The 12,875-nt window shown below is 43.9% G+C and carries 16 protein-coding genes and 3 pseudogenes; 2 read left to right on the forward strand and 17 right to left on the reverse strand.

The annotated features are described in order from the left end of the window. Positions 1-145 precede the first annotated feature (145 nt). The 14 genes and pseudogenes from LC653_RS40945 to LC653_RS41000 all read right to left on the reverse strand — a co-directional run bounded on the left by LC653_RS40945 (position 146) and on the right by LC653_RS41000 (position 9,646). Positions 146-316, reverse strand: coding sequence for a hypothetical protein (locus tag LC653_RS40945; protein WP_229501028.1), 171 nt, complete (start codon positions 314-316; stop codon positions 146-148). Between the two features lie 176 nt (positions 317-492). Then, positions 493-774 carry a hypothetical protein gene (locus LC653_RS40950; protein WP_229501029.1) on the reverse strand — a complete coding sequence of 94 codons (282 nt, stop codon included), beginning with the start codon at positions 772-774 and terminating at the stop codon, positions 493-495. Beyond that, positions 771-1,391 (reverse strand): DNA cytosine methyltransferase, encoded by a 621-nt coding sequence (locus LC653_RS40955; RefSeq protein WP_229501030.1) that lies wholly within the window; start codon positions 1,389-1,391, stop codon positions 771-773. The genes LC653_RS40950 and LC653_RS40955 overlap by 4 nt, the downstream gene beginning before the upstream one ends. Before the next feature lie 169 nt (positions 1,392-1,560). Further along, positions 1,561-2,028: an HNH endonuclease gene (locus tag LC653_RS47085; protein WP_308189228.1), complete on the reverse strand. Its 468-nt coding sequence runs from the start codon at positions 2,026-2,028 to the stop codon at positions 1,561-1,563. Next, positions 2,011-2,796: pseudogene (locus tag LC653_RS47090) on the reverse strand (reverse transcriptase domain-containing protein); the annotation flags it as partial. The pseudogene LC653_RS47090 and the gene LC653_RS47085, both read right to left, overlap by 18 nt. Positions 2,797-2,845: 49 nt before the next feature. Continuing rightward, the gene (locus tag LC653_RS47095) at positions 2,846-3,361 is read right to left on the reverse strand and encodes a reverse transcriptase N-terminal domain-containing protein (protein WP_308189224.1); all 516 of its coding nucleotides are present in this window, start codon (positions 3,359-3,361) and stop codon (positions 2,846-2,848) included. Between the two features lie 1,017 nt (positions 3,362-4,378). After that, positions 4,379-4,771: an ASCH domain-containing protein gene (locus LC653_RS40965; protein WP_229501031.1), complete on the reverse strand. Its 393-nt coding sequence runs from the start codon at positions 4,769-4,771 to the stop codon at positions 4,379-4,381. 116 nt (positions 4,772-4,887) lie between these two features. After that, a pseudogene (locus LC653_RS40970) lies at positions 4,888-5,186 on the reverse strand (transposase); the annotation flags it as partial. Positions 5,187-5,360: 174 nt separating this feature from the next. Next, a complete protein-coding gene (locus LC653_RS40975; protein ID WP_229501032.1) occupies positions 5,361-6,167 on the reverse strand; it encodes a DUF4351 domain-containing protein in 807 nt (268 codons plus the stop codon). 17 nt (positions 6,168-6,184) lie between these two features. Continuing rightward, positions 6,185-6,472 carry a DUF3775 domain-containing protein gene (locus tag LC653_RS40980; RefSeq protein ID WP_229501036.1) on the reverse strand — a complete coding sequence of 96 codons (288 nt, stop codon included), beginning with the start codon at positions 6,470-6,472 and terminating at the stop codon, positions 6,185-6,187. A gap of 36 nt (positions 6,473-6,508) precedes the next feature. Beyond that, positions 6,509-7,198, reverse strand: coding sequence for a hypothetical protein (locus LC653_RS40985; protein ID WP_229501033.1), 690 nt, complete (start codon positions 7,196-7,198; stop codon positions 6,509-6,511). After that, positions 7,158-8,456, reverse strand: a complete 1,299-nt coding sequence (locus tag LC653_RS40990) for a DUF3854 domain-containing protein (RefSeq protein ID WP_308189225.1) — start codon at positions 8,454-8,456, stop codon at positions 7,158-7,160. The genes LC653_RS40985 and LC653_RS40990 overlap by 41 nt, the downstream gene beginning before the upstream one ends. Before the next feature lie 117 nt (positions 8,457-8,573). Continuing rightward, the gene (locus tag LC653_RS40995; protein WP_308189226.1) at positions 8,574-9,101 is read right to left on the reverse strand and encodes an alpha-ketoglutarate-dependent dioxygenase AlkB family protein; all 528 of its coding nucleotides are present in this window, start codon (positions 9,099-9,101) and stop codon (positions 8,574-8,576) included. Further along, a complete protein-coding gene (locus LC653_RS41000) occupies positions 9,065-9,646 on the reverse strand; it encodes a hypothetical protein (protein WP_308189227.1) in 582 nt (193 codons plus the stop codon). The genes LC653_RS40995 and LC653_RS41000 overlap by 37 nt, the downstream gene beginning before the upstream one ends. A 43-nt stretch (positions 9,647-9,689) precedes the next feature. On the opposite strand from LC653_RS41000, the gene LC653_RS46595 reads away from it, so the two are divergent. Together LC653_RS46595 and LC653_RS41005 are read left to right on the forward strand one after the other, a co-directional pair. Further along, the gene (locus tag LC653_RS46595; protein WP_267923408.1) at positions 9,690-9,815 is read left to right on the forward strand and encodes a hypothetical protein; all 126 of its coding nucleotides are present in this window, start codon (positions 9,690-9,692) and stop codon (positions 9,813-9,815) included. A 241-nt stretch (positions 9,816-10,056) separates the two neighbouring features. Next, positions 10,057-10,674, forward strand: a complete 618-nt coding sequence (locus LC653_RS41005) for a hypothetical protein (protein ID WP_229501034.1) — start codon at positions 10,057-10,059, stop codon at positions 10,672-10,674. A gap of 60 nt (positions 10,675-10,734) precedes the next feature. Here LC653_RS41005 and LC653_RS41010 read toward each other — a convergent pair whose 3' ends face one another. From LC653_RS41010 to LC653_RS48115, 3 genes and pseudogenes are all read right to left on the reverse strand, one after another. Then, on the reverse strand, positions 10,735-11,508 hold the full coding sequence (locus tag LC653_RS41010) for an enoyl-CoA hydratase/isomerase family protein (RefSeq protein ID WP_229501035.1): 774 nt from the start codon (positions 11,506-11,508) through the stop codon (positions 10,735-10,737). A 75-nt stretch (positions 11,509-11,583) separates the two neighbouring features. After that, a complete protein-coding gene (locus LC653_RS41015; RefSeq protein WP_229488733.1) occupies positions 11,584-12,528 on the reverse strand; it encodes a helix-turn-helix domain-containing protein in 945 nt (314 codons plus the stop codon). Positions 12,529-12,766: 238 nt separating this feature from the next. After that, positions 12,767-12,875 (reverse strand): annotated as a pseudogene (locus LC653_RS48115) (IS982 family transposase); the annotation flags it as partial.

Consider the following 12,875-nt stretch of genomic DNA (forward strand, 5'->3'; position numbering starts at 1 on the left):
CTGCTAGAACCTACGAAGAGTTAGATCAAGCCATCACAAGTGCCTTAGATGCAGTGAGTAAAAAAGACATTATTGGATGGTTCACTCACTGTTGTTACTATATTGCACCCAACTGAGAACCGCTATATACATTAAAGAGTGAATCTCAATTGCGATCATTGCCATTAGGAGCCGACAGTTGAATCACCTCAGAAAAACGTGAATACTTAACTGCATCGGTAAGGGGATAATCCACAGACACTGCAAGTAACCCGATTTTTATATCCTCGAAATAAATCACACCCCCAATACGTCCTTCAAGAAAGGAAAGCTCCATGAAATAAATCATACTCTGCTATGTAGATCAGCAAAAAGAGTTCGCAATTCGCAATTCGCAATTGGGGACAAAATTGCGAATTGAGTTATTGGGGTTACAGAGCAATTAATTTCAATTATGAAAAAAACTGCACATGTCATATCAATATTCACAACGAGCGCATTTATACGTAAGTGTTAATTGCGAATTGCGAACTGCGAATTGCGAATTGTTTGGTCAGACGGTTGCCACCCAGAGTTGCCAATAGAGCTTAGGGGGCAATAGTGTTCTGAAATGTATTCGGATTCGGAAACGTAGTCTTCAATGTACACAGGTGGATTTAGTCCAATGACTGGTTCAGAAATATTTTGACTTTCAGGCATCTCAATGGATTCAGTCGATGGTGGGGTTACTTCTATTTTCTTGCGAACTGGGTTAGAGGTTTTTTTGATAAGTCGTTGCATATCTATAGGAATCATTTGGCTTTCCACAGAGAACGATATCCCAGAATACAGTAAGTTATCAGGGAATCCGAAACATTTTGCCGAGTGAACACCCGTGGCTGCAACTGTCGGATGGCTTCTGCTACCGCGATCGCTGCACTCAGGTCATCAGCCGTTTCAACGCCCTTACCTGCTTTGGCTGTGTGGGCTTGGCTGAAGTTGGTGCATACTGGAGAGGCGTGGAGGTAATCGGGGCGGCGGGGAAAGCCTAGAAATCCTGACTGTGCTACTTCTTGAACTGTTAGCTGGATTATTCTACAGCCATACTCGCTAAAGTTGTGGTGATGGGTTTTGGCGATGCCTTCGGCAACGTCTTCGACGAACGCCCGACTTAGTTCTGGTTTGCTTGAGTCAAACTCTACTGCAATAACTGGGCGAATACCAGCTTGTAGCATCCCAGCTTCAATCCCACCACCACCCGCGAATAGTACTACAGCGATCGGGGCATCATCTGGAAGTGTTGGTTTAAAATCTGTGTTATCAAAATTTTTGCAGACATCTAATTTTGGTGATGGCTTTTTGGTTTTCGCTTTTTTGATAAAAGCGATAATATCTTCCCTGGTTGCCAAGAGTTGTTGCAGTGTCCGAATCATGGAAATTGCACTGCAAGGAATGGAACCAATACTTCGCCCTTTCCACACGGGTTAACTCGTTCTTCCCAGTTGTAAGTAAACTCAACGAGGTTGTCACCAACCCCGTTGGTCTTCAAAACCGTGCTTAATAGTTTCCCATTACACGGCTCCTCAATGAATCGGCACATTGTCATGTGTACTTCACAACTGAACCATCATCAGTTGTCTTTTCATCGTGGCAATGTCGATGTAATATCTGGAGATTTTTATATTCGTCTTTGCCTCCCAAGCTTTTAGGGGTTATGTGGTCAATTTCCAGTACATCCTCCTCTCGAAAGTACATTCCGCAGTGGGTACACTTCCCTTTTTGTTTCTTTAAGAGTGTCGCCACTCTCGTAGTCGTTTCGGGGTGTTCTCCCATTCTTAAACTCCAGTAAATTAGGTTGCCATCGTAAGGACTGGCATCGCCTTTGACTTTCACATGACGGATAATCTTTGTTTCCGTGTGTGAACGTAACCTCACCGGGTTTTTACCCTCCTGTCTGGTTGCGAATACCCAATTATCACCGCCAATGGTTTGCCAATATTTCTTTGACACCCATCCCCCAGATTTCTTGGGGTGGCGGCGTTGCGCCCAAGCCTTCAGCTTTGGATACATGAGATTATCTAAGTCAGAGAAGATAACCTTACTTACTGATGTTGAATAGTAGTTAGACCATCCTGTTATTACCGGATTTAGTCGGTTGATTAACGCTATTTGTGGCGCTGCTTTATGGTCATCGATGATACTTGCTATTCGGTCGTAATGTATCTTTTGCTTTTCCTTGCTTGGGGTGATGATTGTTTTGAACCCTTGTTTTGAGTGGTATTTACCCACTTTCCACTGTCTTATGTTAAAACCAAGGAAGTTAAATCCTGGTTTTTCTGATCCATACTCATTTAAAGTGTGGGTTAGACGTGTTTTGGAAGGCTTCAATTCCAGACCCATGTCTATTAACCATTCAGAGATTATCTCCCTGCATCTTTGGACAACGGTTATGTCTTTATGGAGAATCACAAAGTCATCGGCATATCGGATAAGTTGGGGGCTTCTGAACTTTGTACCTTTTTTGTGATACCAAGTTTCCCTCATGGTTTGAGACATTTCTGGAAATGCCTTATTTATCCGTTCTTCCATCCCGTGAAGGGCAATATTAGCTAGTAGCGGAGAAATGACCCCACCCTGCGGCGTACCCTCAGATGTTGGAAACAACTGCCCTCCATCCATCACCCCCGCTTTTAACCATGCTCGAACTTGTCGGCGGATGGTAGGGGATGTATTTAATTTTCTTAGCAGTGCTTCATGGTCGATGCGGTCGAAGCATTTTGCAATGTCGGCATCAAGCACGTATTTTGCTTTTTTGCAAACCGCATTAAATATTGCCTCTCTTGCATCATGACATGAGCGCCCAGGTCTGAACCCGTATGAGTTAGGTTCAAATCGCGCAACGCAATTCTGGCTCTAATGCCAGTTTGAGCAGCGCTTGCAAGGCTCGGTCGTTCATTACGGGAATTCCTAAAGGTCGTTTTTCATCCGTTCCTGGTTTGGGAATCCAAACCCGTCGTGTCGGTTTCCCCTTTGAGTTAGGTTTTAATTTGGCAACCAGCTTAAGACGTGCTTTTGGGGATAGTGATTTAACACCGTCCACTCCTGCTGTCTTTTTCCCCTGGTTGTCTTGTGTAACCCGTCGAACCGATAGACACTTTGCTCCCCAGGAATTCATCAGCGTCTTTTGGAGTCTACGGAATGCTTTGACATCACCACGACGAGATGCTTTGTAAATTCGTTTTTGCAACTTAAAAACACGTCTTTCTAACTTACGCCAGTTGATGTGTTTCCATTCCTCCATCGATTCATTACTCAAAACCTTCCTAATTGGGTTAGTCTTCGGGGGAAGAAAACCGTTTTTAGTTGGTTTGGGAGCAATTTGTCGTGTATTAGACTTTTTCATTGCTACTCATAACTTTACACTCCAAATCACCGTAAGTCCGTCAGCATATCCCTGCCATTACAGCAAAGCATTAGCTTCTGACTCAATCTCTCCTAATCGTTGCATACGGTTAGCACCTACTCAGTTATCGACCTTGCTGAGAGCAAACGAAAGGTTACTTCGTTCCGAATAACCATTGTTAGAACCCTTAGAATGATGTTTTCCACCGGGTTTATTGGGAGTGCAACTGGTCAATGGGGAAATTGCCAGCCCCCTTTTATCCCTTGCCTTTTGGCTCCAACGCATTAAGCCTTATTTCGCTGGTTTTGGCTAACGATGGTTCGGCGCATCTTTGCTTTCGCTATTCATAGGTTCATGCTCGAAGGGAACCAGCTTAGGCTACCAGTTTTACCTCCTTTTCATCCCGCTTTACGGATTGATGGCTAGTCGCTACCGTAGGGATGACGCTGTTACCGTTGCACCTACGGAGAGGGACTTCTCCTTAATTTCTTTGGAGTCACCCTCATGGTTATTCAGTTATCATCTGAGAGAGATTAAAGTGCGAACTCAACCCAATGGGGTTATCTCTCAAATGTCACTCATCCCTGAATATTTCTATTCATTTCGAGTGAACGAATCGCACTCCCCATCGCCAATGAGTCGGATTGTTTGGGTCACGCTCACCTATCACTCGTGGGTAAAAAGCTATTGAACCATCAAGTAGCTTTTTCTTTTCGAGGTACGGATAGAGGCATCCTTGACTATGAAATTGTGAGCCTCTAAGGTCGTCCTCTAAGAATTTTTCGGGTGTCTTAGATAACGTAACCTTCACTGATGCGGTAGAACCGAGAGGTGCTTGGTAATGTACTTCAGTCCTATGAAGTGCGTTTTTCTTTTCAAGGTACGGATAGAGGCATTCTTGACTATGAAGTTGTAAGCTTTTAAGGTCGTCCTCTAAGAATTTTTCGGGTGTCGCAGATAACGCAAGTATTACTGGTTTTGCCTTCGGAGGTAGCGTATGACTTGGGACTGTTTTAGTCATGCAGCCACCTCCATAACCAAATCGTCTGGTACTTCAAAAATCCCCAACTGCCCGATGTAAGGAATTGGTGTAATTTCTCGTGGATTCGCCAATTTCCAGTGGTACTGTTCAGCCATCCCCCAGCCAGATGCAACTTGTGAAAACTTGCAATCTACTATTGTGACAATGCCAATAACTTGACCGCGACGGAGACTTTTTAATTCTGGGATTACTACCCCCATGCAATGACCGAATTCTTTCGCTAGCTGGTACTCTTTTTTGGTACAGGTTTTTGCAGCGTGAATCAGAATGTCGCCGCGATAATTGATAGGCCAGCCACGATTTTCTATGTCTTTAAGAGCATAAATAATTGCCCATGCCCAAGGTTGACGAACAGATAGCGCTTTCATGGGTTTTAAAACTCCAATGACTGAACATAAGCATCTGATGCGGCAATCACCAGAGATATAGATGAGAGATATAGATGCAACTGTGCAACTGCCTAATATAGCAGCCGCCAGGCTGGTTAGGACGCTGTACCAAGAACATCTTCCATAGCACTGCGAAGGCAGTCAAATTGAATTAGCTGTTTACGAATTCGACTTTTCAACCATGACCAGCACCGCTCAATTTTGTGTTTTGGTCGGGTGAATAGGATGGCAAATATTTTAATTGACAGCCTGCTGCTTCAATTAATTCTTTAATATGTCCACCGCGATGAAATGTAGCATTATCTGCAATTACTATTTGTCCTGATTTTAGCGTTGGTATTAAACAAGTTTTTAGCCAAGTCTCAAATACAGTTCTGTTGCAAGCTCCCTCATGGTATAAAGTGGAAAGTATCATGCGCTGATCTCCACATTTATTTTGTTGTTATTTTTAGCAGTTACAGATTTACTCAAGTCTTTAATTATCTGTAGAGTGTGGAATGATAAAGACAGAGAAATAGTAAACCGGGAAGCGGAGGTTTTAATCCGATTTCCTCCGCTTTTATCCTTTTTATCCCAATTGGTCTAACCAAGCTACTAAATCTTCAACTGATGAAAAATCTAAAAATGCTTCTCCTAATGCCTCTAATTGCTCCGTAGATAATTCTCGAACTCGTTCAATTATTGATATATCAATTTCTCCAAAACGGCGATTTAGCTGGCGATAGAAAAATTTGAATTCCCCTTTCTGCAAAATATCCTGATAGATAACAGATTCCTGCATAATATCCTCCCGTAAAAATTGACGAATTAAATCTTTTTCAAACCTTAAACCTGCAAATATCTCTGTACATCCAGCAATGTTCTGTCTTTCATCCCTATCTGGAATTTTAGCGATATTTTGAGCTACTTGGGATAATAAAGCTGCTGGGGAATCAGTTCGAGTTAAAGGCGCAAGAGGCAATAGCGCTGGATTATTCAGAAACAAAGCTGAATCTTGTTCCCATAACCGTATAACTTGATAACGGTGATTTGTGAACTCATCCGTGTATTCTTCAGTAAATGCAATAGGGTCACTACTTTGTTGCAAGAAGATCACGACTTGGGTTACTGGTGTGTTATATTGCCGTTTCAATCTCACGTAATAGTCTAATACCCGCAAAGGAATCGGCGGATTAGATTTGGGGAGAGTTTGAAACTCAATGTGCAAAATCCGGCTACTTGTTTGCAAAAATGTGACATAATCTGCGCGGATTGGATCTGTTGAAAGTTCAGTTTTAAGTACTGTAACTTCTGTAGTTTTATTTGGTAGCAACCACTTGGCAAACTCGGCTGGATACAATTCAGCTAAGTACTTGGCAGTATTATCGTAACTCAATTTCTTTCACCCTTATTTCAATGAAGATTTAGTTTTTCCAATCCAGAACGTAGGTATTTAGCTAATAAAGACTTTTCAACTAGATAATGTCTTTCGACTCCTTGAGCCTCTTTCACTAACTCAAGGAAATCCGATGGTTGTCTCCCAGAATCTCCACGACCAAGCACCATCAGTGCTATAGCTTCTACTGTTTCCCCCGAAGAAAGATTATTTATGTATTCAGACAATGTATTTATGGGAGTGTTTGATGTTTGGCGCTCAATCAAAAATTCGATTATTGGTTCAATCAACTGCACATAGTCCACAATTACCAAGTCGAAACTGAAGCAATTCCTCCTGACCTAAACCCCCACTAGCCAATCGCACACCACAGACTTGCACCCAAGAGCAAAGTTAACCCAAACTTGCCACTGGTTCAGATAGCTATTCCAGTAAGGCTCACCATCAGCAACACCGACAGCCGTGCCTATTGTGGAGACTAGCTGCTGGTAGAATTGACCAGCACTTTCTAGTCCTTGGCGCAGTTTTAACTTCAACCCCTTCCAGCCCTGGGCAGCTTCATTGAATGTTTGGGGAATATCGTGTGTGTCACTGACTTGGGTTTGTATATCTATATTATTAGTGACTGACACGGATTCACGATTTAACACTTCATCCCGACTTAGCCAAGAATCGAAAATTGCATCACGTTCATCATCAGGAGGAAGAAACTGATAAATACACTCCCGTTTTCCTCGCGGCCCCAAGCGACCGATATAAGATAACCGCAAATCAACCTTGTCCAATAACTTTTGCGCGATCGCTATGGAAGTGAGTTTTTCTGACATAGTCACGTTCAAATAATTCTTAATAACATACCGATGCTTTACAGCCAGTGCTTTAAATTCCTGCATTGCCTCGTCACAAGAGCGTAACCGTTCCCCAGGCGTGAGCAACTGCAACAGATTCAGTTCTTCTAACAATAGCACCGACGACAACATCTGCCCCTTGTTAAAGTCGGGGGTCGCATTCGTCAATAATAATGACATCATTTGACCAGTCATTAGGATTGAATCGCGCCTGACTTTCCTGATGCAGTGAATCCACACACACCCCATATCCCAACAATGTGCCTGTTTCACTCGTGTGAACTTCAGTAACATAGTTAACACCAAACCGATTGCACAGTGCCTCACCCAGTTGAATGCGATGGGTGATTATTAATACCCGTCGTCCTTGGTCGTGGGCTTTGGCAACCTCCGCAGAAAGCCACTCTGTTTTACCCGTTCCCTTTGGCGCTTTGAGAACAATCAGTTTTTCGCCTTCGGGTACGAGCAACTGACCCAGGAATCTTTGGTTGAGTGCAATGGCAGGGGGATAGGTTAACAGAGTAAACAACTTTATTTCCCACAACTCCAGGGTTTCGGCTGTGTTGTAGAGTGCATCAAATGCAGGTTGACCGTGAGCAACAATAAAATCATCAACCCCTTTTTCTGCCCCTAACGGTAAATCAATCACTCGCAGAGAACAACCTTCATTCACAAGCAGCCGTCCCATGCGACTGATAGCGGTTCTGACTCGCTGTACAGTTTCGGGCTTATTATCTTGGTCAAAGCAGATGTTAACCTGTCTCCCCTGTGTTGCAAAATGTTTCAAGTCGGGAATCAGGGATGGTTTACCGATGTTTCGACTCCGCTCAACACAAGTGGCAGTACCGTACTCATTCTGGGGGGTGCGGTATCCAGCGTTTACTCCCGGAATTGCGATCGCTGCATAACCAGCTGTTAATAATGCCCCCGCTTTCTTGACACCTTCCACGATTGTCACTGGTACGTTGTGCCGCCAAACCCAATGCCAGAAACCGCCAGGGTGTTGTAAGTCCTCTTCAGTGATAGGGATACCGCAACGTAGGGAGACTTTCACCCAAATGCGATTCGGCACTAAGAGGAAGAAAGCGCGTGTTTCTTCTCTGTATGGGTGTTCGTATTTGATGAACTTGTGGATCTTCTGGCGATCTCTTCGGGGGTGGTCGGGTTTGAAACAGCCCCACATCATCAGGACGTATTCGTTGAGCGGGTCAATCCCACTGCACCACCAGCCGCCTAGTTCAATGTGCTGGTATTTTTTCAAATCGCGATCGCGCAATCGTCCATCATTGCGACGGGAGATTTTAGGACTGTAGAGCAGATATTCGTAGGGTAAAGTCCCGTAGAGCGATCGCCCATTCAGGTGAAAGATTTCTTCGTCAACCCCACTGTTGAGCCATTCAGTTAAATGTTTTGCTTGAGAATCAGATTCGATTATACGCATATTCCCTCTATTTTTTGACGCATGAAGATGGAAGCGGCATTGCACCCGTGCCGCCGATTCAACTTTTTGAAATCAAGAGTGCTGGCTATGAAGTAGTCATAAAGCCAGCCTACAGCGTTATCTGCTCCCCCCGGTGTGCGGTCGAAACGTGAGATTAATACGGGTGCTAACGACTTTGTTGGTCTTTGGAACCTGATGCAGATGAGTAGACTGACAACCGGGGTGCATCACAAGCAAGCTGCCGTGTTCCAGCCAGAAGTCCGTTGGTCTGCCATTTCTCGGTTTGATTTGGAATTTGCGACATGATCCCAAGCTGACTGATGCGATCGCTGGGTTGAATCCCATCGATGATTCTTTGTCAGCGTGCCAGCCGATAGAATCGATACCACTCCGGTACTGATTGCCAATGACGATGCGGAACTTGTAGCCAGTTAATGCGGTGATGCGATCCCGCAAGCTAGACAGAGCTTCTGTCCAACATAGTGGTTTCAAAAACATGCACTTTGAGTAAAGGTAATCACATCCGGCATCACCATAAATGCACTCAAGGCGCGGGACGGGCAGAGTTTTACCCAACATTCTGATTTGATTCTGCTGCCAGTCCAGTTTCAAGCAGTGTTGGTAGTGTCTTGAAATTGCAACCACTCTTTGACTAAATCAAGTGGATAATCAAGCAAAGTGCGGATATTTTTAATTCGTAAGTCTTGAGGATGTACTGGTTGGGGGACTACGCTAAGTTTTGGTGTAGATGGAATAGTTGATGAAGCACCACCTAAAAGAGATTGAATGTCACGAATCATTGTTGCCCAATCCAAATCTCTACTCCATTCCCTGTAAATCTTGGTCTTGGTTGCTGCATCGTAAAGATTACAGAAAACCGTGTTTTGTTCACCAGCAGTAGCAGCAATAATCAGTGGTCTAGAAAAATCTTGTACACCTGATGCAGCAAGAAGAAAGCTTTTGGCGAAATTAGTTTCAACACCAGTTCTGATAACATAAAGTTCATCGGCACTCACAACAATATCTAGCTTTAGATTGTCCTTGTTTTTGAACTCTTTAGTGGTTAATCGCAGTTCAGCCAGATACCCAGTTAACGCTCTTTGAGGAACAGGGATTTTCTTCTCCTGGCTGATATTGAACTTATACCAAACGAAAGATTCGCCATCTACTTCCTCCTGGTTGACATACAAATAGATGGGTTCGGGAGGGTTGCATTGATTTAATTGGGGATTGGTGAATAAGCGAGTAGTTGATGAGCGATCGCTTAACTGTTACAACTCTAGCGATCGCTCTCGTTTGTGCGAGAATTACGCGGTCACGGAAAATCTCAACGTTATTTACCAGTACCCGCCAGTATAGATTCTGGTAGTTGCCGTGGTCGTAGCTAATGCTGGCTACCAGTTTGGTCTACAACTGTACTTTTGATGAGCTAGTACAGGCGGAACTGGAGTCTGAAAATGCTTGACCTCCAGCCTATTAATCCTCTGACCCTAGCTTTAGTTCTTCCAAAGAAGCGAAGCGATCGCTGCAAGTTAGCACACCAAAAATCTATCTGTGATCGATTTTGAGCCAATGCCACTGAACCAAAAAAGGTGGATGCATGAACAACCCACCCCTCAAGCGTAAAAAATCCACCTCTGCCGCTTCTGATGATTCAAAAACACCCCCTGACTCTGCAAATGAAGATATCTCTGGGCAAGTAAATCCAGCGACAGCAACAATTACGGTCAGTGCTGTTGAAGTTCCAGAGTTGACAGAAGAAGAACAGCGCGATCGCCTGCACCTGGAGAGGAAGGTGGAACGGGCATTTTTTGAGGCGGGCAAGGCACTAATGGAATTAAGAGATAGACGACTCTACCGTTCAAGTCACCGCACGTTTGAGGATTATTGCCGCGATCGCTTTGGTCATAGTCGCCAAAAGTCAAATTATCTAATTGCAGCATCCGATGTCTACGAGAATTTGACAACAATTTGTTGTCAAAATTTGCCGCCTGAAAATTTGACAACAAATGGATCACAAATTTTGCCCACAAGTGTTGGGCAAGTCCGACCCATTACAAAGCTAGAACCTCAAGAACAGTGGGAGGTATGGCAACAGGCAGTAGAACTTGCTGGCGGGAAAGTGCCAACTGGTAGAATCGTCAAAGATGCTGTGCAGCGCATCATGGAAAGGACAAAAGTACCCTTACAGCTCTCAATACCTTTGCTTTGCTGTTGATTATGAATCATGGTATTTCTCTTGTCAGTGATTTGATAAATGCTGCCTATGCTCTACTGGTTATGAATTTTTAGGTTTCACGGCGGAGATCACCGAAAGCCCCTCTAAACCCATGTCAAAGGAAAGTTCCTCAATCACTTTTCGCTTGAGCTTTCGGGTAAACATCAGTCGGGTGTAGCGGCGTGTATATGGATCGAGACGAAGAAGTTGCTGTGCCAACTCATTGGCTCTAGCTAAGAGTTTTTCACGAGGATGAACCTCATTGACCATACCAATTTGCAATGCTTCTGCTGCTGATAGTTTCTGCATTGTTAACAGAAAATAGTGCCCTCGAATATCACCCATTGCGGCTGGATAGAGAATCTGCACCCCGTCGGCGGGTACAACTCCGCCCCCAACCGATAGGTGCTGGTTATCTTGAAAGTATGCCTCCTCAGCCGCTAAGATAATATCTGCAATTAACGCATACTCACCATGAATGTGAGCCGGCCCGTTGACGGTTGAGATCACAGGAACATTAATGTCAAGAAAATTGTACAGAAGTTGGCGCGCTTCTGTCATAATGGCATACCAGCCAGATGGTGTAGTAATGTCATCCACGGTGGAAAAGTCAATGTGGCTAATCCATTGGTCGCCAGCACCCGTTAAAATCACAACTTCATTTTGGCGATCACGGGCAATTTCACCAAACGCATCTGGAAACTCTCGATGTGCTTTCCCCGTATGGATGTGGGAGCCGCCATTAGTGTGCATCGTGACTGTCAAAATACCAGAGTCGGTGCGCTCCATGCGGAGATTTTCGTATTTGTCTTTATAGGTATCAAAACTAGCCATGACCATCCCTGCCTTGAAAATCTAGTTAGAGTAAATAATGACGCTGTTTGTTATCTACTCCAACTTTAAAAGGACTTACGCGGTGGAGTCTTGGACGCTTTTGCTAATCCAGAGGATGTTATTGCTATTTTGCTGAATGACTTTCGGTGAAACGCCGAACATCCGCTTGAAATGACGGCTGAGGTGACTTTGATCGTAGAAACCAACATGAGTAGCAACATCCGCGATCGCCATTTGACCCTGTTGCAACAACTCCTTAGCACGTTCAACCCGGCAACGAATTTGATACTGATGGGGTGCTAAACCTGTTGATTGTTTAAATAAACGAGCAAAATGATATGAACTTAGATTTACCTCTGCCGCAATTTCATCCAAACTTAAGTCTTGGTTTAAATTTTCTTGAATGTAGGTGATTGCCCATTGTAATTTAGACTTGGGTAAACCACCAGAGTACTGCCTGACGGTTTTCTGAATGCTGCTGTACTTTCTGATTAAATGAACGGCTAAAGCATTGGTTAATGATTGGGTGTAGAGACGATTACCCAGTTTTTCCGATTGTAATTCGACAAGCAGCAAATTACCTAGATGTTGAATCTGGAGGTCAGCCCCAGCAAAACAATTAAGAATTTCCACACGATTAGCATCTACTTCGACTGCTTCTAGTGCAACCTTATCAATAAATTTTGGTTCCAAGCATAGGTGTAAAACATCTACTTGGCTATCCCAACACCATTGGGTTGTATAGTTTGCAGGTGTCAGGATCATCTCTCCTGTTAAAACTTGCCCTTGATAAACTTGGCCATCAAGCTGTTGCACAAGGTGGTAGGGTGAACCACAATTTAAGGTAATCAGGTGTTGAGACAGCGGTGGCGAAACTAATTCATTGGCGGGATGATGATAATATTCAGTCACAATACCATTCCAACCCTTCGATTTACTCGAAAAAACTGCCCGATCTGGTAACTCGTCTAGAAGGCTGACCGTTTCGAGTAATTTATCTTTAGATCGGTTTTGACGCATCCGGTTAAGTTTTTAGATGGTAACAGAAGTATACAGCGAGCTTTAAATTGATTGCTACTGTTTTATTTTGTTGCACTATTTTTTACATACTGGAGTTTAGACTAAGCTATGCGAAACGACCCAGCAGGGCTGAGTTAATCAGAGACTCAGCGAATTGGCATTGGCAGCTAAAATGGCTAGGCTATCGCTGGGGGTGACAAAAAACTTGCACCCTAATATCAACGTGAGTTCGATGGAACTAAAAAATCGCAGGAGGTAGAGCAGGTAAATCTTTCGGGGAAATGTCAATACCAGGTTTTTTGGGTAAATAGGTGTAGGCGGTTAAACCAGCTATCAAGTTAACCAAA

The organism is Nostoc mirabile CHAB5784, assembly GCF_020829645.1.
GTDB lineage: Bacteria > Cyanobacteriota > Cyanobacteriia > Cyanobacteriales > Nostocaceae > Nostoc > Nostoc mirabile.

Coding starts and splice junctions, on each gene's coding strand:
- LC653_RS40945 (WP_229501028.1), bottom strand. CDS start 316: ATGGAGCTTTCCTTTCTTGAAGGACGTATTGGGGGTGTGATTTATTTC.
- LC653_RS41005 (WP_229501034.1), top strand. CDS start 10,057: ATGAACAACCCACCCCTCAAGCGTAAAAAATCCACCTCTGCCGCTTCT.
- LC653_RS41015 (WP_229488733.1), bottom strand. CDS start 12,528: ATGCGTCAAAACCGATCTAAAGATAAATTACTCGAAACGGTCAGCCTT.
- LC653_RS40985 (WP_229501033.1), bottom strand. CDS start 7,198: ATGATGTCATTATTATTGACGAATGCGACCCCCGACTTTAACAAGGGG.
- LC653_RS40965 (WP_229501031.1), bottom strand. CDS start 4,771: ATGAAAGCGCTATCTGTTCGTCAACCTTGGGCATGGGCAATTATTTAT.
- LC653_RS40950 (WP_229501029.1), bottom strand. CDS start 774: ATGATTCCTATAGATATGCAACGACTTATCAAAAAAACCTCTAACCCA.
- LC653_RS47085 (WP_308189228.1), bottom strand. CDS start 2,028: ATGTATCCAAAGCTGAAGGCTTGGGCGCAACGCCGCCACCCCAAGAAA.
- LC653_RS40990 (WP_308189225.1), bottom strand. CDS start 8,456: ATGCGTATAATCGAATCTGATTCTCAAGCAAAACATTTAACTGAATGG.
- LC653_RS40955 (WP_229501030.1), bottom strand. CDS start 1,391: ATGATTCGGACACTGCAACAACTCTTGGCAACCAGGGAAGATATTATC.
- LC653_RS47095 (WP_308189224.1), bottom strand. CDS start 3,361: ATGAAAAAGTCTAATACACGACAAATTGCTCCCAAACCAACTAAAAAC.
- LC653_RS41010 (WP_229501035.1), bottom strand. CDS start 11,508: ATGGCTAGTTTTGATACCTATAAAGACAAATACGAAAATCTCCGCATG.